The following is a 17,582-nucleotide window of genomic DNA, read 5'->3' as shown; positions in this document are numbered from 1 at the left end:
ATGAAGAAATCTGACAGGGCAAAGAAACATACCGCCAAGGTAATCGAGGCGGCTGCACGCGCCCATGAAGCTCTCGATTATTTCAACGGCAACGTCACAAATCCGTTCGATGAGCTAACATGGCCCAGCATTGCCGAAGGATATCTTCTAGTCGCGCAGAAGGCGGTATCAGACGCCTTGATCGCCTTGGAACGTGCAAACAGCGTTGGTTGGACCAAGCACGGCAAGTAGCTAGAGTCGGATGCGACCAAGTTGAATCGGCGAGGATTCCCATCGGGCTGATTTTCTGATTCAGAGTGCTGGCTGGGACGGAGGCCGGCATGGGATGGGCAAGCCTTATTCAGATGATCTGCGCGACCGTGTCGTTGCGGCGATGGCGGCGGGGAGGAGCTGCCGTGACGTTGGGGCGGCGTTCGCCATCGCGCCGAGCACGGCGGGCAACTGGTATCGACGCTATCAGCGAACGACGAGCCATGCGGCGCGGCCGATGGGTGGCGACCGGCGCTCGAAGCTGACGGAGCAAGCGGGATGGATCGCCGATCGGCTGGCGCAGGCGTCCGAGCTGACGCTGGGCGAGGTGCGGGACGATCTTGCCAGGCGCGGCGTCGCGGTCAGTTACGCGAGTGTCTGGCGGATGGTCAGGCGGCTCGGGCTGCGGCACAAAAAAAAGGACCATCTTCGCGACTGAGCAGGACCGGCCCGATGTCGTCATCGCCCGCGACATCTGGCGCGCGGCGCAGGCCGGGCTGGACTTCGCTTCGCTGGTGTTCGTCGACGAGACCGGGACCACGACCAGCATGACCCGGCTGCGCGGCTGGGGTCGCAAGGGCAAGCCGCTCTACGGCCAGGCGCCGCATGGCCACTGGATGACGTCCACCTTCGTCGCCGGGCTCCAGCACGATGGCATCCTCGCGCCGATGCTGATCGACAGACCGATGAACGGCAGCATCTTCCGGCAATGGCTCGTCGAACACCTGATCCCCGAGATGCGGCCGGGCAGCATTGTCGTCTGCGACAACCTGCCGGCGCACAAGGTGGCCGGGATCCGCCAATGCCTCGAGGACGCCGGGATGGGACTGCTCTACCTCCCGCCCTACAGCCCCGACTTCAACCCGATCGAACAGGCCTTCGCCAAGCTCAAAGCCTTGCTACGCCGCGCCGCACCCCGATCGTTCGAAGCCATCTGCGACGCCCTCAAGCTCATCCTCAACCGCTTCAGGCCAGCCGAATGCGCGAACTACCTCCGACACTCGGGCTATGTGCAAACCTGAGCGAGTCTGACTCTAGCGTTCTGGCCCTTCACGCGAACGATCGCGGTCCCTAGATCGTTCGTTCTGCCTCTTCCGCTCGATCGCGGCAACCGATCGCTCATGGATTGTAGGCGTTCGCCCTGCCCCCACAAACTCCCGCACCTGGTCGGCAAGCTGGCGATCAGCTGGATCGCTGCTTACCTCAAGCCGCTTGGCGGCGGCTAGATAGCGGCGATGCGTCTCATTCCATGCCTGCCGCCCGCGCACCACGAAATCCGGAGCGGTGGACCGTCCCGCCAGCTGGTCGCGTGCGGCGGCAGTGATTTTCTGATTGGCAAACGGCGCAGGTGCGGTGCCGGCCATGTAGCGCTGCCGCATCCGATTCAGGGCCATGCTTTGACCGGCTCGGCCGACACCACGCGCTGCGCGAGGCGTTGCCTCCGCTGTAACCCCCCTCGCCCGCAATTCCTCGGCAAAGCGCTCTCGGTAATGATGCAGCGTTTGAGGTCGCGGGTTGAAGCGTCTTCCCGTGTCACCGCGCGCCGCAACCGTCACATGAACGTGGGGCCGCGGTGTGTCCGTATGCAGCGCCAGGACGTAATCCCACTCATGCCCGATCTCGCTCCGCGCGACCTCGCGCACCGCTGAAAGAACCTTGTCGGGGTCTGTCCCTGACGGCATCGAAAAAACCATGCTCACGGCGGCTACGGTAGAATTGTCACGCCAATAGACAGGATCGCCCCAATCGCGCGCCAGCTCCGCCCGATCTTCCTTGTCAGTCAGAATGTCGCCATCACGCGTTTCAAGCGGCACATCGCCTTTTCGACCGATATAGTCGAAATGCGCAGCCGCGTGGTTCTTGCCCTTCGGCCTGCCCGTAACCTTGACCATGACCTCCGGAGCACGGCTGACAACGCGGGCAAGCCGCGCCCGGGTGCTCCCGCCCTGGCCTGCCCGCCTCGAACTCAGCGAGCGCAGCAACATGTCAGCCCCGCGCCTGTTCGGGTCGCTGGTCAGCTTTGGTTTGAACAGCGCGGCGAGCTGTCCCGCCTCAAAGCTGCTGTCAAAGTCGCTCACTGGAAACCTCCCAATAGGACAGGTCAGCTTTCGTAGCAGCGCCGATACCTTCGACGGCAGCGCCGATCGCCGCGCGCAGGTCGTTGACCTTTTGCAGCTCGCCGGCGATCTCCGCTGCATTGTCCGCCAGCGCCATCTTGTTCGCGGCTCGGGCGATCTGATTCACGTTGCGCCCAATGCGCTGCAACGCCTGACGGCAATTCAACAGCTCCTCGCGCAATTCGCGATCGACAGGCGCGGCAATGCCGATGTGTCGCCGCACAAGAGCCATGGCCCAGGTCGCCGGGGTCATGCGGCGCTCTTTTGCGCGATGGCGGATCACGGCCAGTTCGGTTTCGGTCGGACGAAGATAAAGGCGATGCTCGCCAGCGGCCTCGCGGTCGGCAACAGGCGCGGCCTCGCTGGCCGCCCCGGACTGCCGGAGCACGGCGTCCACCAGCTGACGCATAAAGGGGCCGCGCCCTCCCCTTGTCTGCGCGAGCGCGTCGATCTTTGCGAGTTTGGTCGCCTCGATCTTGAAGCCCAGCGTCTTTTCCATGTGGGGTAGGTATCTCCCAACCGTGAAGCGCGATCCGATGGGATTGAGCGTAACGGTTAACATTAGCCGCCGCAAGGCTTATCCTGCCATACAGTAGATACCTACCCCACAAACAAAAAGCGGTGGCAACTGCCACCGCTCTAAATTCCACGTCGCCTCGATGCTGAGTGAACGTGGACGGTAAAAGCTATCAGAAGTCGAAGGTTTGGGGCGCGGCCTCGCCGTCGAACCGAACCGTAACCTGGCCGCTTAGAACAATCCCGCGACGGCCCTGAATGATGATGGCCGGTGCGTCGGTGGCCTCTTTCGGCTGACGAGGGGTGCGCGGCTTGTGATCGGAAGGATCGGCAAGCGTTGCGCCCTCCCCTTCCCGCTCGTCGGCGCGGGCATCCGGTTCGGGCCGCTCCTGACGTTCATCCGTCGCACTGGTGGCAACTGCCACCGGCGCGCGCGAAGTTTGGGGCGGCGCTGGATCGTCAATCGCTTTAGCGGCACCGGCCTGCGCACTCTCTTCCTCGGGAATGCCTTGGAGCGTAGCAAGAAACTGCTCACAGGCGGCGGCTGTTGGATTTTCGTTTGCGACCACGAAATTGCGCGTAGCCTGCTCGTCCAGCTCGATCGCGTGTTTGATCGCGACGGCGGCACGCGGAGAACAATTCTTCAACGCGGCGAGAATGTCCTCGGGCAAGGTGCGCAGCGAGTAGAGCCGCTTCACTTCCGAATGCGGCTTGGCGATGCGCGCGGCTAGATCCTTTGTCGAGAGCGTATCACTGACGCGGCTCGCGATGAAACTGACGCGCTCGGCCAGACTCAGGGCTTGGCGTTGCTCGTTCTCAAGAAACTGGTCGAGGCCAATATCGCGTTCGGCGTCCGCCTGATCCAGAACGGTGTCGATCTGATCGAAACCAAGCTGGCGGCACGCGCGATAGCGCCGCTCGCCGTAGCGGATGATGTAGCGACCATTCGACGTTGGCGCGACAACGATGGGTTGCAGCAAGCCGCGGTCCTTGATGGTCGCGGCCAGTGCATCAATCTCGGCCTGGTCGAACTCTCGGCGAACCTGCGTGGGGTCTGGATCAATGTCATCGAGCGGAAGGCGCTGAAACCGTCCAGCGGCCTTGAACTCGGTATTCGCGGGGACGGCCGAAAAGTCCATCGCGTCCATATCGAAGTCGGCAAAGCTCTTCTTCGCCGGTTTGACAGCTGCCTTGCTCATGCGGCCTCCCTCTCAGCTTGATCGACAATGTAGGAGACGACTTCGCGCACGATCGGCGCGCTACGCCGCGTGTCCTTTGCCAAGCGCCAAACGGGAACTTCGAGTAGAGCCGCCTCGCGCATGTGCTCGCGGTGTGGAATGGTGTGCGGCACCACATTGGCAGGAAGCGCCTGCCCAATGCGGTCCATCAGCATTTTTGAAACTTCGCTCGTTGTCTGAACGCGATTGAACACGATCCCGAACCGGGTCGCGTTCCCCTCCCCGCGCACCTTGTTTGCAAGGCTGATGCTTTGCGAGATTTCGTTGAGCGACTGACGCGCGGTTTTGTCGGGGTCCAGTGGGACCGCGACATAATCGGACGCAATCAAGGCCATGAGGTTCCGGCCATCCCACGCGGGTGCAGTGTCGATCACGCAGTAGTCGTAGTGCTTGGCAAGGCCGGCACGAATGGCGCGGACATAAGCGCCGATGTGCTGGCCTTGCTGCGGGCTGTCAGTCGTCAACTCGACGATCTGGCGTGTGTTCTTGAAACAGGCCAGCGCCGGAGGTTCTTTGTTCGGCTCGAAGTCAAGAATCGACTGAACCGGGCCGATCTGCTCGAACTCCGCTTTCAGCATCCCGGCACTGTGGCATTGCTTGTCCAGGTCCAGGACCACGACACGCTTGCCCTGCTCGGCCAGATGCCACGCGATATGACAGGTAAGCGTGGTCTTGCCGATGCCGCCGCGCTCATTGGTCACTACGATTGTTCGCATTGAGAATCCCTTCAATGGCTGCGCCACGGGCTACTTGTGCCAGCGGTTATGGGCGGCGCTGTTTCCCGATCCGAAGCGATACTGCGACTGCATATACCATGGGTTCGGATCGTCATTCAGGTTGAGGCCCTTGCCCTTGCGGCGCGGGCCGGTCTGTTCGGTCGGTGGGTCTTTGCCGAAGAAAACGATCAGCACGAAGACGGCGACGGCTCCCACTCCGAGCCAGCCAAAAGCGAAATAGGCCGCGAGTCCGACTGCAAGGACGACGATCAGCGCGATTGCCGCGATCGCAAGCCACAGGGCAAGCGATGCCCAAAGCATGACAGTCCGTAGCACGCTGGCTGCGCGCCGAAGTTTGCTGGCAATCTCACGGCGCATAGCGGCCTCCTAAGCTGTTCGGCTCTCGCCTCGCTCGGAGCCGATCAACTTAGGGAAAGGCTGCTCCCTGAAGATGTTCGGCACCTCGGTTCGCAGGGCACGCGACATACGGAGCGCCGTCAGCAAAGTGGCGTCCTGCCTGCCGTTCTCGATGGCCGCGACTGTTTCAGGTGAGACTTGAATCCTCGCTGCCAGCTCGGATTGCGTAAGTCCGGAAGCGACGCGCAAGCTCGCTACACGATTGAACAGTTTGGCCGCCACAGATGCCTCGCATAGTTATACCCTATTCTTGTTAGGGTCTGTAAATGGCATTGTCCACAAAAAAGGGCGGCCACCAGGCCGCCCGCTTTAGGTAAAGGAAGGGGGCTTAGTCAGCCCCGCCCCGAGCCAAGATACCCAGCCCCTCAGCGATCAGGTCCACCGAGTAGCGGGTTTCGCCATTGCTCTCGTAGCTGTTCTGGCGGACCCGTCCGGTGATGTGAACCAGGTCGCCCTTGCCCAAGTCAGCGGCGCGCTCTGCCAGCTGGCGGAAGAACGTCACGCGGTTCCAGTGCGTATCGGTCTTCCATTCATCGCCATCCTTGCGGTTGTAGTTCGCGGCGACGGAAACATGGGTGACTTTATCGGTCGTATCGACACTGCCAACGCGGCCGATGATCCGAAATTCAGCGATGTTCTGCATGGTAGTCTCCTTTGGATAAGCGTTGCTGACGGATTTTTTGCGGCGGAGCTGAGCCACGCGGGCAAGCTGAAAATGGGAGGGTCCGCTTGCGGAAACCCAAGGCCGAAGGCCGGTTTTCTGCTTGCCCGCATTAGTGGTGATGCGGAGTTCGTATCCGTCAGACAGCAACGCCCAAAGGAAACGGCCCGAGTAGATGCAGCAATTTGGACTGGCGGCGGTGGCAGCTGCCACCGGCCATTGGCGCTCATAGGTCGCTGCGCTCGATCGGCGCGGCGGCGATTGGAAAACCCTGTCGCGGTTCCGCCGCTCTTGCCCTGGCTGGTAGTCCGATGACGCGGGCAGGGGACTGCCGGTGGCAGCTGCCACCGGCTTGAAGCCGAACAGAAAGGGCGATCAGCGATTCCGCTCATGGTGATTTCGTTGAGGGCTGGGTTCTTGCACCTGGGCGGCACGGTGGGCCGCCCATACCCGCTTGACGGTGCTGCGGTCGCAATCGGCCAGCTCTGCGGTTTTGGCGATGCTCTTGCCCGCCTCGCGCAATGCCACAATGCGGGCGTGCGTTGCCCGATCGCCTTTGCGCCCTCCACTGCGGCCTGCGGCCTTTGCCAAGGCGATACCTTGGCGCTGTCGCTCGCGCCGATCGGTGTAATCGTCGTGGGCCATCTGCAGGGCGATCTTCAAGAGCATCGCCTGAACGGATTCGAGCACGATGCGGGCGATGCCCTCGGCGTCGGCCGCGAGGTCGGACAGGTCCACGACGCCGGGGATGGCAAGTCGCGCGCCTCGCGCACGAATTGTCTCAACCAGTTGCTCGGCCTCGGCCAAGGGAAGACGACTAATCCGGTCGATCTTCTCGGCAATCACCACTTCACCGGGTTGAAGATCGGCAATCATGCGCAGCAACTCGGGGCGGTCGGCACGGGCACCCGATGCCTTCTCCCGATAGACTGCCGCGACATAATAGCCCGCTGCCTTCGCCTCGGCCACGATGGCATCCTGTCGGCGTAAGTCCTGTGCATCGGTGCTGACGCGCAAATAAACGCGGGCGATCTGCGGCGCGAGGGCAGGGGACGGCTCAATATCAGTGGCCATCGTTTGTTGAAGCTTCCTTGCCTAGCTGGGGACCATCCGGGGGAGAAGCCAGCATGTTGGATATGCTGGCTTCTGCGCTCGCGATCGCATCGCGGATTTCATCGGCCTGTTCGCGCAGCGCCGCTAATTGGCGGTCGCGCGGCAAAATTGCCCTCAGCCAATTAGCGCGCTGCTCGATTTGAGCGATCTGTTCGGCAAAAAACTGAGCGTCGGATTTCATCCGATCAAGCTCAGCCTGCGCCATGCGTAGTTTACGGTTCCAAGCGGAATCGCGCGCCTTCGCTCGCCTGACCTCATCCCGGTCTTGCTTGGCCTTGCGCTTCCGCTCCTGATCTAGCGCCTTTTGCAAGGCATCGCGTTTCCTGATCCGCTCGGCCTCAGCCGCTTCATCATGCCGGCGCGCGATCAAAGCATCCAACGCCGAACGATCGTGAATGTCTATGTTGTTGCAGACCCATCTGATCCTTCGGAATGCCTTGTCCTCGATTTGGCCGATGCGGCTTGGCGACACACCGACGATCTTTGCAGTCGCGGCTAGAGTGAGCGCGGGAGAGGGGCCAAGCCCGATCCGCAAGCGGACAACCTGTTGCTCATGCGGCTCCAGCATCGCGATCAACCGCTCGATGGTTCGATGGTCGGTAATCGGCCTCTCCACATCGCGCTTTGCAAGCCGAGCTGCGAACAGCTCCATGGCCGATTTCATCGCGTCGTCCTGACCGTCCATGCAGGGTTTGAACCTCGCTCGTCCAAATATGGCGCACAATCTATACCATCTGCGCTAGGCGCGAAAGCCATGGCGCAGAAAGCCGTTTGAGCAACCCTATTGCGCCATGCCGTTGGAACCGACATTCTGCGCCTAGCGAAAAGGAAACGAGCGCGATGCCAACCCTACACCTGAAACGAACATCGCCGTTGATGACCCAGCTCGGGGCCAACATCGCTCGCGAACTAAAGAAACTAGGCATAACTCAAGGGGAGTTGTCCGAACGCTCGGGCGTTGCGGCGTCGCATATTTCATACATGGTTCGCGGACAAGGCAATCCAACGCTTGCGACCTTGGAGAGCCTTGCCGATGTTTTCAGATTATCGGTTGTCGAATTATTGGCAGCGGATAGCACTTCCGACGATAAGTCCTGAAAGGCAGTCGCTTTATTTGATTGGAACGATCTATGTCCAGTAACCCGCCCCGCGAATTTGACCGCCTGCCACAAGATGCGCCGTTGGTGCGGGCAATGGGGGGAGCACTCTCGATTTTTGCCACGCTGCTTGCGCGCCAAGGCATTGTCGAGACGGGCGAGGTCGCAAACTTGTTGGGTATCTATGCGGTAGCGACAAGCGAAGTCGATAACGAAGAGGGCATGATCTTGGGATGCTGGGCAGCTATGATCCGCGACGTGGCAGAGCAACAGCGCAAAGCCGCTCGCGGATAAACCCCGCGCATGGCGCTAGCCGTGCGCCGCCTCGATGTGCTGGGCCAGCTCGGCCAGATGATCGGGATCAAGTAGATCCTCTGCGGCAAGATCGACCGCGAAAAACTCGCCCTCACGGGGAGGCGCGCGATCGGCGGCAAACGCGGCCAGATAGGGCCGTGCCTCGTCCGTGGCGATCCAGCGCCAGAAAGCATTGCCCTGGCCGAATAAACCGCTCTCGAACATATCGAGCCGTGCTTGTGCGAAGTCGGTCAATTTGCGTCTCCTGACAATCGGGCGGTTCGGCAAAAAAAGGGAGGCCGAAGCCTCCCTTTGTCTTACTGGAACAGTTTGATGAATGCGGGCGCGAGGCCGATGACTGCGAGGACGAAACCGACACTGCCGATGACCCAGGTTTGCGCCGTCAGCTTGCTTTCGATTCCCTTGTTCGCCTCCTGAACCTTCACGGCGATATACTCCTCAATAGCCTCTACAACTTCCGCTGCGGCGTCGTCGGACAGATTAGCCGCTTTCAGTGCTCTAAACAATTTGATGTGCATCCGGTTCTCCTTCTCGTTGGTGACGGGAGACACCCGGCATGGGCACCGGCGCCGGCTGTCAGGGACCGCGAAGCGGCCGCGTTAGCGGGCGGTGGGGGAGCCGATTTGCGTAGCAAATTGGGGGAACCGCCGATCCTTGAAAGCTGGCGCGCACCCATGCCAAAATGCCACGACACACAGAGAGAAGAGATTGCACGGGCCGGGGTTCGATGCCCCGGCCCGTGCACGCGGCTACGGAGTTACGGTCAGCGCGGCCCCGGTGTTGAGGTTAGCATTGTAGTTGCAGCTAGACCCGAAATTCACCGAATTGAAAAAGAACGACGTTGCGTTGTTTCCGCTCTTCATAATGGTGAAGGGCACGTTCTGCGACGTGCTGCAACCATTGAGGTTGCCGCCAATGATCCTGAATCCATGCAGAACCCCGGTCGTAGCTGACGTAGCTGACCAGGTGGTGGCGGGCACCGAAAGCTGGCCGCAATTCGGATTGGTATCTCCGACACCGCCGGAAATTGTTCCGCCCGTGGATGAGGTGGTTTGCGCCTGCCAAGTCCAACCGCAAGCCCAAATATTACTGCCCTGAACCACGTTCCCACCTCCCTTGAGGGTGAACGGGTAGCTCGTTGGTGCAACGGTCGCTGCGAACGATGGGCTTGCCAGGGCAAGCGTCGCCAATGCGCCAAGCATGGCGCGAACAGCCATTTTCATGGCTCTCTCCTTTTCAGGTTGTGGGACCGGTCCTCGCGGTTATCCGGCTCCCGTTAGCGGGATCATTCCCCGCCCCTGAAAAGTAACGCGAAGGGGCGGGCCGACGCCAATCAACTTATTGTGATCGCTTGCTTGCGGTCGGTGGCGCGCAGGCTCATATCCTGATGGTTGGTGAGGAAGGCGTATGGGCGTAGCGGCAAATTCATTGAAGATATGCGCGTTGCTCTCGATCGCAGCGCCGGTTGCCGCGCAGTCTGCCAGAGAACACCCGCGCGTCGTCACTACGCCAGATGGCCGCACCGTGTATGTGGTGCCGGCGCAGCCGGGGGCTAGTCGCACGAACAGACCCCCGGTGCGAACCGTAGTCACGCCCGATGGCCGCACCGTTTACGTTGTGGAAGAACAGCCCAAGGACACGCGCAGCCCAAGGCAACGTTGCATTGATGAGGAAGTGGCGCGCGAAGGCGGTTCGCCTTCGCAGCTCACAATGGGCGCGATCGACCTAAAATGCAGCCAGCGTTAAACGATAAGCTCTAGGCCCGCACTGGATGGGGCACCGAGATCATCGGTTTCGGTCAACGGGCGAAAAGGGGCGGGCCAGGCCCGCCCCCCCGGCGTCAGCCGGATTGGCCGCGCTTTGCTTTGGCCTCTAGGACTAAGGCGACAAGCTGCGGATCAAAGCACTCGCCGCGCTCGATGTTGCGGATGCCGGGACCGTCCAGCACATCCTTGATGCGATCCGCAATGATCTGCGCCAGCTCGGCCGAAACAGCCTCGATGTCGGCGCTCGTCTTGCCGATGAACATCGGATCTTTCGGCCACATGCTCTCCGCATCGAAATGGTCCTTGTCGTTGACCGCATTCCTCAAGGCGTCGATCGCTGCATTTCCAAGCGCGCGCTCGAAAGCCAGCTGAGCGAACAGACGATGAGACATAACAACCTCCTTGTTGCCGGAATTGGCAAGGCCAAGGGGAGGGTCGCGCCGGGTCGGGTCAGGGACCGCGAAGCGGCCGCGCTAGCGGGCGGTGGGGGAGCCGATTTGCGCAGCAAATTGGGGGGACCGCCGATCCTTGATGCGGCCTGGTGCGTCCCTCATGCTAGGAGGACACTGACGGGGGGATTTAACAAATCAACGCCTGCCCGAAGGGCAGACCGCTACCTTGGGGCTTCCCTCGCCCGCACCATGGCGCTGTATTCCAGCAGTGCTTGCCGGACATTCTCATCATCGGTGACGGTAAGGGCATGACTGGTTGCGGACGCATGATCCGTCCGCATTTCAAGCCACGAGATACGCGCTGCATCTGGCTTCTGACGGTCCTGTTCCAGTGCAATTTGTTCGCTGTAACCGGCGATCACGTCATTGATCGCCTCAAGCGCTGCCTCATAGGCAATGGCCTGATCTTGCGTCCACAAGGGTTCTGAGGGGGCGTCCATAATCACAGGCTAATTTAAGGTGTCAAACCGCCTGACGGCAAGCTGCACTCCGTCACCATTCTTGAGCGAGCCAAGCGAGTTGCTGGCCGATCCCAAGCCCTTCCATCGGCGCGGACGCGCGCCGCTCGATTTGCGGCCACAAAGGGTCGCGATAGTGTCGGCCTGCGAGAACGATCAGCGGCGCAGCGGCGTCGATCTGGTCGGCCATCGCCTCGATCACGCGCGCGCCCCAAAGGCGGCGCGCGCTTGCCTTCATCGCGCATAGCGTCTCGTCATAAGGCGCGATCACGGTTTCCGGCGCGATCAGGCCATGCTTTGCGGACAGGATGAACCATGGCCCTCCCTGCCTTTCGACATAGGCGCGTGCCTTCTGAAACCATGGCGATATGTAAAGATCGCGCGCCGGGGCGGGACGGTCCAGTTTCGCCGCTACGCAAGCGACAAGGAAAATCGGAGGCGGGGGCGGGGCCGGTTCAATTGCGGGCAAAGGTGCGGCCTCAAGATCAGCAATGACGGTGCAGCGGCCCCATTTCTGCAACTGGCGCTGCCATCCTTTCGGCGGCCCCTTACGCTCGGCAACGTGGGAAAGGGTCGGGCCGCCGAACAGGTCGGGTTGTTCCCCGATGCGTTGCACCGGGGGAATGTAGCGGGGTTCTCGGATGCAATGACGTGCCATGCTCGATCCCGTCAAAAGGCGAAAGCGGTCTGGCCGCTCGCCTCGGTGTAGCTGTCACTATCGCCTGCGGCATAGCGGTCGCGGCCCTTGGGGGACCATTGCAGGAAACCCGAACGGTCATAGGAGAACCAACCGTCCTCAATCCCGACGATGAAGGACCATGCCTTATCCTCGGCGCATGGGCCGTGAAGATTGATCGGCCAATGCTCGGCCCCGCGATCCTGCTGGCACGGGGACGGGGCGGAAAAGCTGCGCAGCATGGCGGCGCGATCGGTCGGCTCGGTCGCTCCCATTTCCCGCATGATCTGGCGGGCCTCCCCGGTGCTGATGTGGCCGCTCGCCTTCTTGTCCTCATGGTGCGAGTAGGTCAGGCCATAGACAACGGCATTGAAGATGTTGCGCGGCTCGGTGAACTCCTGCGTTTCCAGCAAGTCACGCCATTTCCCGGCGCTGATAAGGTCCACCGCATGATGCCAGAGCGAATGAGCGCGATTGCTGTAGCCGTGGCGGTTCGTCACGCCATCGCGAGCGATCTCGATCCCTAGCGCGCGCTCGACGTGCTGCACAAAAGGATGGGCGGCAAGCAAAGGATGGCGAAGGCCGATCTTGCGCGGCTCGTCCTGCTCTGCGCGGATAACCTCAATGGGGAATTGGAACAGGCGCGACGGCAGATTCCACGGCGCGGAAAGGGGAAAGTCGCGGGGCACATCAAGCGCCCCGTTAATGTCCAGCAGAAAGCCGTTCGGCGCGAAGCCTGCGGCAATGATCTGGTCGCCCAGCTCGTCGGCCTGCGCGGTGCGGATCGCGGCGGCGGCGCTCATGCGCTCAACTCCGCATAGGTGGCGCTGCACTCGTAGCGGATCGCATCGCCATCCCACATAGGACCGCAAACGCCCTTGAATTTCGGTGCGCCCTGCAACTCAAGCCGCTGGCTCGGATTGCTGTTGTAACCGCTGCATTGAAGCCCCTCGACCGCTGCCCGGTTGACGATGGTTTCAAAGGTCGCGCCCTCGATCTCGATCCGGTCAAAGTCTTGCTCGGTCTGGCGGTAGATACGGATTTTCACGGGCTTTCCCTTCCTAATTGAGCCGAAGGCGATGACGGGTCATCGACTTCTGCCGAAAGCGGGCGACGCTGGGCCGGGGAATGCCGCAAACGGGGCCGGTCAGGCGGGAGGGGGATCACCCGTCCTGCACGGAGCGGAGCGAAGGAAGGGCGGGGAAACCCGCCTGATCGCCAAGCGGAGCCGCGCAGCGGCGGAGACGGTCTAGCCCTTGCGGCAGGGGGCAGGAACAGGCCCCAAACGCGACAAATCAGCGCGGCGGCTTACCGCCTCAATCTGCGCCAGGACAGGCGGTGGCAGCTGCCACCGCCTGCACCGATCAGCCAGGCTTGCGGATCGCAAGCAAAACGGTGTTCACGTTGGTTCCGGCGTGGGCGAAAGAACCGGGGGGAAGGTCGATCCATTTGCGGCCGTGGAAATAGATCGCCTCGCAAGCAGCGATCATGCGGTGTAGCGCCTTGTGGCGCTGATCCTCGCCATACTCTGCCCGCGCGCTCATGATCGCCACCAGCACGCCTCCCGGCTTGAGAAAGGCGAGGGCATGACGCACATGGTCACAGTCGCGGCCTCGATCAAAAGGCGGGTTCATTATCACCGCGTCGAACGGTGCATAATGGGCCGGGTCCAGCGCAAGAAAATCGCCCTCGATCGCATCGGCAAAGCCATGGATTATGCGTAGTTCATGGGCGAAGCCGGGTTGCAGCTCCACGCAAGTTACATCGGCACCGGCGTTGCGCGCGGCCGAAGCAAGCGCGGCCTTCCCCGCGCTAGGCTCTAGAACGCGCTGGCCTGTGCTAATCCTCGCATGTTCGATGACCTGGGCGGCGATCTCCGGGGAAGTCATGAACGCGCCGAAGTTCTTGGCGGGCGTGATATGATAGGCCGGGGCCGCTTCGGCCTCGGTCGTCTCATAGCCGTCACCGATAGCCTCGCCGTAGTATTCCGCGAGCAACAGATTCACGTTCTGCAAAAGGTCGTCGCGCTCAAACCATATGTGCAGATTGCCATTCTTGAAGACGCGAACGCGGAAATAGTCGCCCTCGATCACGGTTGGCAGCGATCCGCGCACGCGCGCGGCATCGGCAACCTGTGAAGCGATGCTCTGGCCCTCTGAAACAGGGGGCTTTTCGTCCAGTTCCAGAAAGACGCGCTCCACGTCCCGCAACGTGTCGCGGCGCTCGTAGCGGTCCCATGATCCCCATTCGTTCAAGGCGCGGTCGATGATGAGACGCGCGCCGATCTTGAAACCGTTGTGCGAGCGAAAGCGGCGATCCAGCTTGGCGAAGACGTTGGCGATGCCGCGCAAATAAAGGTCGCGCCGGTTGGTCCAGATATTCCCGAAAGTCGCGGCGCAGTTGTCGGGCGTGAACGGCACGGGATCATCGCGCAAGCCGTCATGAAACTCCTTCCGGGCCTGCTGGTCTAGCAGCTGGTCAAAACCCAGCTGCTCCATGAGGGCCGCCCAGCACCGGCGGTCCATCGTGTGCGTCAAGACGCGCTCGAAATTGTAGCGTGCGTCGATGGTCTTGCGCGCTCCCGTCTCCTTGTCGCGCTGGTCGATAGGCTGCGACTGGATAAAAGCGCGGGTCAACGTGTCCTCGGTCCAGTCGCGGCCACATGACAGCGACAGTGCGCCGCCAAGGGTCAGGCGCGCCGCCTCGTCGCGGGTTGCATGGTAGGTGTCATAGAGGCCCAGCCAAAGGGCTATGGCCTTATCTCGGCCGTCGCAAATATCCGCAATCTGCGCGGGCGTCATAAGCTCCTGGCCCATGCTCACGCCCCCCCGATGATAAGAGCACCAAAGCCGAAGCCCTCGGCGGCGTCCTCGATGGTGGTCACAAGGCCGTCAAAATCTTCATCCGGTCCTAGTAGGTCGGCAATCTCGATGACGGCGGGAAGGTCAGCGCCATGATTTTCGGCAAGGTCTTTGATGTAGCCGAAGCGGTCAAAATTGCCCTCTTCCTCATAGCGAGCGAGCGGAATGGTGCGTGCGGCGTTGATCCGAAGAATCGTTGCCAACGGAATGTCGGTCATGTGCTGTTTTCCCTGCCTTGAATGGAGCCGAAGGCGATGACGGGTCATCGACTTCTGCCCAGCGGCGAGCAGGGGCGGGGAATGCCGCAAGTCAGGGCCGATCAGGGGGGAGGGGGATCACCCGTCCTGCACGGAGCGAAGCGAAGGAAGGGCGGGGAAACCCGCCTGATCGCCAAGCGAGGCCGCACAGCGGCCGAGACGGTCCAGCCCTTGCGGGAGGGGGCAGGAACAGGCCCCAAAGTCGAACAGCGGACGCGGCGGCATTGCCGCCTCAATCTAGGGAAAAGCGCCCGCCAGGTCATAGCATAGCGGCGACCTAGCGGATGCTGCGGCATGTCGCCGGCGACATGCCCAACGGATAGCGCCGGAAGCATCCGAGCAATCGGATCCTCCGTCATTTTAATTGCCCGAGCGGTTGCGCGACACGTCCGCATAAGGCTTGCGGCGGCACTGGCTGCACCGAAGCCGCGCGATCAGCTCGTAAATGCGGGTATCGAAAGAAATGCGGCGTGAGCGGGCGAAGTCGCCCAGCGGAGCGACGACGCGGCGACCACAAGCGCAATGGATGCGCAGATAGCAGCCTTGCCGATACCAGATAGGATCAATGGGCTTGGGGCGGTTATAGTTCGCGGCCATTGGGCGCTTATGCGCCAAAGGGAACAGACGGGGAACACCACGCGCGCACGCCGGTTATTGGATTGGCAAGGGAAAAGGGCTATATAGGCAATGCTTCGTGTGCTGATTCATTTCACGCACCTACCTGAACCCGCCGTGCTGTCACACGGCGGGTTCAAACATTTAGGGCGGGCGGCCCTGTCAGACCACCCGCCCCGCTAGATCAGCCCTTATCGGACTTCCCCAGCTTCACAATTGCGATCACGAGCGCGACGGCTGCGATCGTCAATTGAGCTGCTTCATATGCTGTCAAATCACATCACCTCCTTTGAGCGAGAGGATTTGCGAAGGGCCGCTGTCACAGTCCCTCGCCCTCGCTCGATGGGGGCTATACAACGGATTGGCGAGAATGCGCGCGAAACGCGCTTCACATTTTCGTGAAGCCGTTGGATGATCGCCGGCGACCGTTGATGAAAAGGGGAAGCTATGGGCCTCGTATCGCAGGTTAGCGCCGATGACCGGGAAAGTGCATGGCGAATAGTCCGTCATCGCGAAATCATGGAACGACTGATTCCGCTTTGGGCTGTGCTTGGCGTTGCGCTGTTGCTGATGGGCGTGGACCTGGGCGGGCGTCTGCTGTGGACGCTGCCAATGATCGGATATGTCTTTGGGGTGATGGCGGTCGATTACGGCCCTGATTACCGCGCCGCGAATTATTGGGTGCCGGTCCTGGGAAGCCAAGCCGCGGCGCTGCTGCCTCTCATCGCCAGATTCTAGATCTCTCTGGCGTCAAGCTCTGCCCTCGAAGCGGGCGATCAGCTGTTCCGCTACGGAAGTAATTTCGGCGGGGTCGGCGGTTTGAGTGCAATCGCCGCCTACAACAGCGCCGAGCGTGCCGCCGTCCAGTTGGACAACGTGGACACGCCACACGTCGCGCCGAAGTTCGTATTGATCGGGAAGCGGCCTCTGCATGATTTCATGAAACACCAGGTCAACCCATTGGCGCGCGTCCGGATCAGAAGACGCATCGGCGTAGTCGGCGCGGCTCGCCATGACGCTGTATCGGTCGCCTAGCATGAATTGACGTTCGCGCGCGCGCCGGTCCTGCTCGATCCGCGTCACGCGATCTTTTTCCGCCCGCTTCATGGCCTGTTTCATCCGAACATCGTCGGCGCTGCGCGCCAGCGCCGCCATGATGTTGAGGACGCGCGCGGGCATATAATGCCCCGCGCGCTCGGCCGCCTCGATCACAAATTGCAAATCGCTGATCTCGGTGGGGGAGAGGGTGACGCGAACGGCGGTCGCCGTGTTGCTGATTTTCATGGCTGCGGCTCCGGCTCTTCCTTCGCCTTGTAGGCGGCAAGGCCGATCCACGATCCGTTATCACCGCGAAACTGGCGCACAACATCGCCACCGTCCCAATGGCCGGTGAAGATGCCGCGCCGGTTGATGCCGCCGACGGGGCGCGTGCGCGCCGCCAGAAGGCGGGCGCGGCGCGTGTCTCGATCTAGGTGGCGCATGGGTTGCATGGTCAATCCTTCCTATTCGCTGGCGGTGTCGAGTTGCGTGCCGATCTCGTCGGCGTCGAAGTCTTCAAGGGCTGAAATCGCGCTTTCCAGTTCGGAAACTGCGGCGTCCATCGCCTCCGCGCGTTCGCTGTCCTCAAAGCTGGGTGGCAGATTCTCGCGGGCGGCCTGCTCGTCCTCCTTGACGGTTTCCAGCATGTCGCGCGCCTCATCCAACAGGGCCTTGCCCTTGTCGATCAGCACGCGCGCGGCGGCGATCTGCTTGCGGCGTTCGCGGTTCATGCCTCTGCCCTCACGTCGCCGCTGTCGATCTGGAATCCTGCGCGGGCCAGTTCGTCACAAAGGGCGCGCTGCCGATCCTCGCGGGTGCCGCTGGTGGCGATGTAGCTGCACCGGCCATCGTGGAAGGCGAAGCCTGCGCGTTTCAGGCATCCGCGAAACCGCTGGTGGGTGCGGTCGCTCCAATCCAGTGTGCCCGCATAGTTGCGGAAGGCGGCGACAGCGCAGACGGAACCGTAATTCTCATCACGCCAGCTAAGCTCGATCACCGGGGGCGATTTGGTCATGGTGG

Annotated in this window: 30 protein-coding genes; 6 read left to right on the top strand and 24 right to left on the bottom strand. The window is 61.8% G+C overall.

Annotated elements, in window-relative coordinates; all coding sequences use genetic code 11:
- The 3 genes from LDB29_RS28430 to LDB29_RS28420 all read left to right on the top strand — a co-directional run bounded on the left by LDB29_RS28430 (window position 1) and on the right by LDB29_RS28420 (window position 1,271).
- On the top strand, window positions 1–231 hold the full coding sequence (locus LDB29_RS28430; RefSeq protein WP_056379769.1) for a hypothetical protein: 231 nt from the start codon (window positions 1–3) through the stop codon (window positions 229–231).
- 94 nt (window positions 232–325) lie between these two features.
- A complete protein-coding gene (locus LDB29_RS28425; RefSeq protein ID WP_070936432.1) occupies window positions 326–688 on the top strand; it encodes a helix-turn-helix domain-containing protein in 363 nt (120 codons plus the stop codon).
- Window positions 624–1,271 (top strand): IS630 family transposase, encoded by a 648-nt coding sequence (locus LDB29_RS28420; RefSeq protein ID WP_056379675.1) that lies wholly within the window; start codon window positions 624–626, stop codon window positions 1,269–1,271. The genes LDB29_RS28425 and LDB29_RS28420 overlap by 65 nt, the downstream gene beginning before the upstream one ends.
- 12 nt (window positions 1,272–1,283) lie before the next feature.
- Here the strand turns inward: LDB29_RS28420 and LDB29_RS28415 are convergent, their stop codons facing one another.
- The 9 genes from LDB29_RS28415 to LDB29_RS28375 all read right to left on the bottom strand — a co-directional run bounded on the left by LDB29_RS28415 (window position 1,284) and on the right by LDB29_RS28375 (window position 7,712).
- Window positions 1,284–2,327, bottom strand: coding sequence for a relaxase/mobilization nuclease domain-containing protein (locus tag LDB29_RS28415; RefSeq protein WP_056379678.1), 1,044 nt, complete (start codon window positions 2,325–2,327; stop codon window positions 1,284–1,286).
- Window positions 2,314–2,865: a plasmid mobilization relaxosome protein MobC gene (gene mobC, locus LDB29_RS28410; RefSeq protein ID WP_021223042.1), complete on the bottom strand. Its 552-nt coding sequence runs from the start codon at window positions 2,863–2,865 to the stop codon at window positions 2,314–2,316. The genes LDB29_RS28415 and mobC overlap by 14 nt, the downstream gene beginning before the upstream one ends.
- 190 nt (window positions 2,866–3,055) lie before the next feature.
- Window positions 3,056–4,081 (bottom strand): ParB/RepB/Spo0J family partition protein, encoded by a 1,026-nt coding sequence (locus tag LDB29_RS28405; RefSeq protein WP_056379680.1) that lies wholly within the window; start codon window positions 4,079–4,081, stop codon window positions 3,056–3,058.
- Window positions 4,078–4,836 carry a ParA family protein gene (locus LDB29_RS28400; RefSeq protein WP_191225260.1) on the bottom strand — a complete coding sequence of 253 codons (759 nt, stop codon included), beginning with the start codon at window positions 4,834–4,836 and terminating at the stop codon, window positions 4,078–4,080. The genes LDB29_RS28405 and LDB29_RS28400 overlap by 4 nt, the downstream gene beginning before the upstream one ends.
- Window positions 4,837–4,866: 30 nt before the next feature.
- Window positions 4,867–5,157: a hypothetical protein gene (locus tag LDB29_RS28395; RefSeq protein WP_056379681.1), complete on the bottom strand. Its 291-nt coding sequence runs from the start codon at window positions 5,155–5,157 to the stop codon at window positions 4,867–4,869.
- A gap of 66 nt (window positions 5,158–5,223) precedes the next feature.
- Window positions 5,224–5,475, bottom strand: coding sequence for a helix-turn-helix transcriptional regulator (locus LDB29_RS28390; protein WP_007016081.1), 252 nt, complete (start codon window positions 5,473–5,475; stop codon window positions 5,224–5,226).
- Between the two features lie 106 nt (window positions 5,476–5,581).
- Window positions 5,582–5,896, bottom strand: coding sequence for a single-stranded DNA-binding protein (locus LDB29_RS28385; protein WP_056379684.1), 315 nt, complete (start codon window positions 5,894–5,896; stop codon window positions 5,582–5,584).
- Between the two features lie 393 nt (window positions 5,897–6,289).
- On the bottom strand, window positions 6,290–6,988 hold the full coding sequence (locus LDB29_RS28380; RefSeq protein WP_021223037.1) for a recombinase family protein: 699 nt from the start codon (window positions 6,986–6,988) through the stop codon (window positions 6,290–6,292).
- A complete protein-coding gene (locus LDB29_RS28375) occupies window positions 6,978–7,712 on the bottom strand; it encodes a sigma factor-like helix-turn-helix DNA-binding protein (protein ID WP_056379686.1) in 735 nt (244 codons plus the stop codon). Before LDB29_RS28375 ends, LDB29_RS28380 begins: the two co-directional genes overlap by 11 nt.
- A 155-nt stretch (window positions 7,713–7,867) precedes the next feature.
- Here LDB29_RS28375 and LDB29_RS28370 point away from each other — a divergent pair, with 155 nt between their 5' ends.
- Together LDB29_RS28370 and LDB29_RS28365 are read left to right on the top strand one after the other, a co-directional pair.
- A complete protein-coding gene (locus LDB29_RS28370) occupies window positions 7,868–8,125 on the top strand; it encodes a helix-turn-helix domain-containing protein (RefSeq protein WP_056379689.1) in 258 nt (85 codons plus the stop codon).
- Window positions 8,126–8,157: 32 nt separating this feature from the next.
- Window positions 8,158–8,418, top strand: coding sequence for a hypothetical protein (locus tag LDB29_RS28365; RefSeq protein ID WP_226998750.1), 261 nt, complete (start codon window positions 8,158–8,160; stop codon window positions 8,416–8,418).
- A 15-nt stretch (window positions 8,419–8,433) separates the two neighbouring features.
- Here LDB29_RS28365 and LDB29_RS28360 read toward each other — a convergent pair whose 3' ends face one another.
- From LDB29_RS28360 to LDB29_RS28310, 11 genes are all read right to left on the bottom strand, one after another.
- Entirely contained in the window at window positions 8,434–8,673 is a 240-nt protein-coding gene (locus LDB29_RS28360) for a hypothetical protein (RefSeq protein ID WP_056379691.1), read from the bottom strand.
- Between the two features lie 62 nt (window positions 8,674–8,735).
- Window positions 8,736–8,957, bottom strand: a complete 222-nt coding sequence (locus LDB29_RS28355; RefSeq protein WP_004213291.1) for a hypothetical protein — start codon at window positions 8,955–8,957, stop codon at window positions 8,736–8,738.
- A gap of 231 nt (window positions 8,958–9,188) precedes the next feature.
- On the bottom strand, window positions 9,189–9,662 hold the full coding sequence (locus LDB29_RS28350; protein WP_072598985.1) for a hypothetical protein: 474 nt from the start codon (window positions 9,660–9,662) through the stop codon (window positions 9,189–9,191).
- A 617-nt stretch (window positions 9,663–10,279) separates the two neighbouring features.
- On the bottom strand, window positions 10,280–10,597 hold the full coding sequence (locus LDB29_RS28345; RefSeq protein ID WP_021223033.1) for a hypothetical protein: 318 nt from the start codon (window positions 10,595–10,597) through the stop codon (window positions 10,280–10,282).
- Between the two features lie 221 nt (window positions 10,598–10,818).
- Window positions 10,819–11,097, bottom strand: coding sequence for a hypothetical protein (locus LDB29_RS28340; RefSeq protein WP_191225261.1), 279 nt, complete (start codon window positions 11,095–11,097; stop codon window positions 10,819–10,821).
- A gap of 52 nt (window positions 11,098–11,149) precedes the next feature.
- Entirely contained in the window at window positions 11,150–11,773 is a 624-nt protein-coding gene (locus LDB29_RS28335; protein WP_031293059.1) for a DUF6884 domain-containing protein, read from the bottom strand.
- 11 nt (window positions 11,774–11,784) lie between these two features.
- Window positions 11,785–12,594: a hypothetical protein gene (locus LDB29_RS28330; RefSeq protein WP_056379693.1), complete on the bottom strand. Its 810-nt coding sequence runs from the start codon at window positions 12,592–12,594 to the stop codon at window positions 11,785–11,787.
- Window positions 12,591–12,839, bottom strand: coding sequence for a hypothetical protein (locus tag LDB29_RS28325; RefSeq protein WP_021223029.1), 249 nt, complete (start codon window positions 12,837–12,839; stop codon window positions 12,591–12,593). Before LDB29_RS28325 ends, LDB29_RS28330 begins: the two co-directional genes overlap by 4 nt.
- Before the next feature lie 316 nt (window positions 12,840–13,155).
- Window positions 13,156–14,607 carry a DUF4942 domain-containing protein gene (locus LDB29_RS28320; RefSeq protein WP_257558832.1) on the bottom strand — a complete coding sequence of 484 codons (1,452 nt, stop codon included), beginning with the start codon at window positions 14,605–14,607 and terminating at the stop codon, window positions 13,156–13,158.
- Between the two features lie 2 nt (window positions 14,608–14,609).
- Complete coding sequence (locus LDB29_RS28315) at window positions 14,610–14,870, bottom strand: hypothetical protein (protein ID WP_022684511.1); 261 nt, start codon at window positions 14,868–14,870, stop codon at window positions 14,610–14,612.
- Between the two features lie 399 nt (window positions 14,871–15,269).
- Entirely contained in the window at window positions 15,270–15,506 is a 237-nt protein-coding gene (locus LDB29_RS28310; protein WP_022684645.1) for a hypothetical protein, read from the bottom strand.
- Window positions 15,507–15,971: 465 nt separating this feature from the next.
- Between LDB29_RS28310 and LDB29_RS28305 the strand changes: the two genes are divergently transcribed.
- Complete coding sequence (locus tag LDB29_RS28305; RefSeq protein ID WP_257558829.1) at window positions 15,972–16,262, top strand: hypothetical protein; 291 nt, start codon at window positions 15,972–15,974, stop codon at window positions 16,260–16,262.
- A gap of 12 nt (window positions 16,263–16,274) precedes the next feature.
- On the opposite strand, the gene LDB29_RS28300 is transcribed toward LDB29_RS28305, so the two are convergent.
- The 4 genes from LDB29_RS28300 to LDB29_RS28285 are packed head-to-tail and all read right to left on the bottom strand — an operon-like array spanning window position 16,275 to window position 17,577.
- Window positions 16,275–16,808, bottom strand: a complete 534-nt coding sequence (locus tag LDB29_RS28300) for a hypothetical protein (RefSeq protein WP_257558828.1) — start codon at window positions 16,806–16,808, stop codon at window positions 16,275–16,277.
- Window positions 16,805–17,014 (bottom strand): hypothetical protein, encoded by a 210-nt coding sequence (locus tag LDB29_RS28295; RefSeq protein WP_004213310.1) that lies wholly within the window; start codon window positions 17,012–17,014, stop codon window positions 16,805–16,807. Before LDB29_RS28295 ends, LDB29_RS28300 begins: the two co-directional genes overlap by 4 nt.
- Window positions 17,015–17,026: 12 nt before the next feature.
- On the bottom strand, window positions 17,027–17,293 hold the full coding sequence (locus tag LDB29_RS28290) for a hypothetical protein (RefSeq protein ID WP_257558827.1): 267 nt from the start codon (window positions 17,291–17,293) through the stop codon (window positions 17,027–17,029).
- Complete coding sequence (locus LDB29_RS28285; protein WP_006953883.1) at window positions 17,290–17,577, bottom strand: hypothetical protein; 288 nt, start codon at window positions 17,575–17,577, stop codon at window positions 17,290–17,292. Before LDB29_RS28285 ends, LDB29_RS28290 begins: the two co-directional genes overlap by 4 nt.
- Window positions 17,578–17,582 lie beyond the last annotated feature (5 nt).

The organism is Sphingobium sp. CFD-2 (assembly GCF_024611135.1).
In the GTDB taxonomy this organism is placed as follows: Bacteria; Pseudomonadota; Alphaproteobacteria; order Sphingomonadales; family Sphingomonadaceae; genus Sphingobium; species Sphingobium fuliginis.
This window is presented reverse-complemented; position numbering and strand designations above follow the sequence as displayed.

Coding starts and splice junctions, on each gene's coding strand:
- LDB29_RS28430 (WP_056379769.1), top strand. CDS start 1: ATGAAGAAATCTGACAGGGCAAAGAAACATACCGCCAAGGTAATCGAG.
- LDB29_RS28365 (WP_226998750.1), top strand. CDS start 8,158: ATGTCCAGTAACCCGCCCCGCGAATTTGACCGCCTGCCACAAGATGCG.
- LDB29_RS28305 (WP_257558829.1), top strand. CDS start 15,972: ATGGGCCTCGTATCGCAGGTTAGCGCCGATGACCGGGAAAGTGCATGG.
- LDB29_RS28395 (WP_056379681.1), bottom strand. CDS start 5,157: ATGCTTTGGGCATCGCTTGCCCTGTGGCTTGCGATCGCGGCAATCGCG.
- mobC (WP_021223042.1), bottom strand. CDS start 2,865: ATGGAAAAGACGCTGGGCTTCAAGATCGAGGCGACCAAACTCGCAAAG.
- LDB29_RS28350 (WP_072598985.1), bottom strand. CDS start 9,662: ATGAAAATGGCTGTTCGCGCCATGCTTGGCGCATTGGCGACGCTTGCC.
- LDB29_RS28375 (WP_056379686.1), bottom strand. CDS start 7,712: ATGGACGGTCAGGACGACGCGATGAAATCGGCCATGGAGCTGTTCGCA.
- LDB29_RS28295 (WP_004213310.1), bottom strand. CDS start 17,014: ATGCAACCCATGCGCCACCTAGATCGAGACACGCGCCGCGCCCGCCTT.
- LDB29_RS28345 (WP_021223033.1), bottom strand. CDS start 10,597: ATGTCTCATCGTCTGTTCGCTCAGCTGGCTTTCGAGCGCGCGCTTGGA.
- LDB29_RS28290 (WP_257558827.1), bottom strand. CDS start 17,293: ATGAACCGCGAACGCCGCAAGCAGATCGCCGCCGCGCGCGTGCTGATC.
- LDB29_RS28425 (WP_070936432.1), top strand. CDS start 326: ATGGGCAAGCCTTATTCAGATGATCTGCGCGACCGTGTCGTTGCGGCG.
- LDB29_RS28335 (WP_031293059.1), bottom strand. CDS start 11,773: ATGGCACGTCATTGCATCCGAGAACCCCGCTACATTCCCCCGGTGCAA.
- LDB29_RS28385 (WP_056379684.1), bottom strand. CDS start 5,896: ATGCAGAACATCGCTGAATTTCGGATCATCGGCCGCGTTGGCAGTGTC.
- LDB29_RS28315 (WP_022684511.1), bottom strand. CDS start 14,870: ATGACCGACATTCCGTTGGCAACGATTCTTCGGATCAACGCCGCACGC.
- LDB29_RS28355 (WP_004213291.1), bottom strand. CDS start 8,957: ATGCACATCAAATTGTTTAGAGCACTGAAAGCGGCTAATCTGTCCGAC.
- LDB29_RS28300 (WP_257558828.1), bottom strand. CDS start 16,808: ATGAAAATCAGCAACACGGCGACCGCCGTTCGCGTCACCCTCTCCCCC.
- LDB29_RS28405 (WP_056379680.1), bottom strand. CDS start 4,081: ATGAGCAAGGCAGCTGTCAAACCGGCGAAGAAGAGCTTTGCCGACTTC.
- LDB29_RS28370 (WP_056379689.1), top strand. CDS start 7,868: ATGCCAACCCTACACCTGAAACGAACATCGCCGTTGATGACCCAGCTC.
- LDB29_RS28340 (WP_191225261.1), bottom strand. CDS start 11,097: ATGGACGCCCCCTCAGAACCCTTGTGGACGCAAGATCAGGCCATTGCC.
- LDB29_RS28320 (WP_257558832.1), bottom strand. CDS start 14,607: ATGGGCCAGGAGCTTATGACGCCCGCGCAGATTGCGGATATTTGCGAC.
- LDB29_RS28285 (WP_006953883.1), bottom strand. CDS start 17,577: ATGACCAAATCGCCCCCGGTGATCGAGCTTAGCTGGCGTGATGAGAAT.
- LDB29_RS28330 (WP_056379693.1), bottom strand. CDS start 12,594: ATGAGCGCCGCCGCCGCGATCCGCACCGCGCAGGCCGACGAGCTGGGC.
- LDB29_RS28400 (WP_191225260.1), bottom strand. CDS start 4,836: ATGCGAACAATCGTAGTGACCAATGAGCGCGGCGGCATCGGCAAGACC.
- LDB29_RS28310 (WP_022684645.1), bottom strand. CDS start 15,506: ATGGCCGCGAACTATAACCGCCCCAAGCCCATTGATCCTATCTGGTAT.
- LDB29_RS28380 (WP_021223037.1), bottom strand. CDS start 6,988: ATGGCCACTGATATTGAGCCGTCCCCTGCCCTCGCGCCGCAGATCGCC.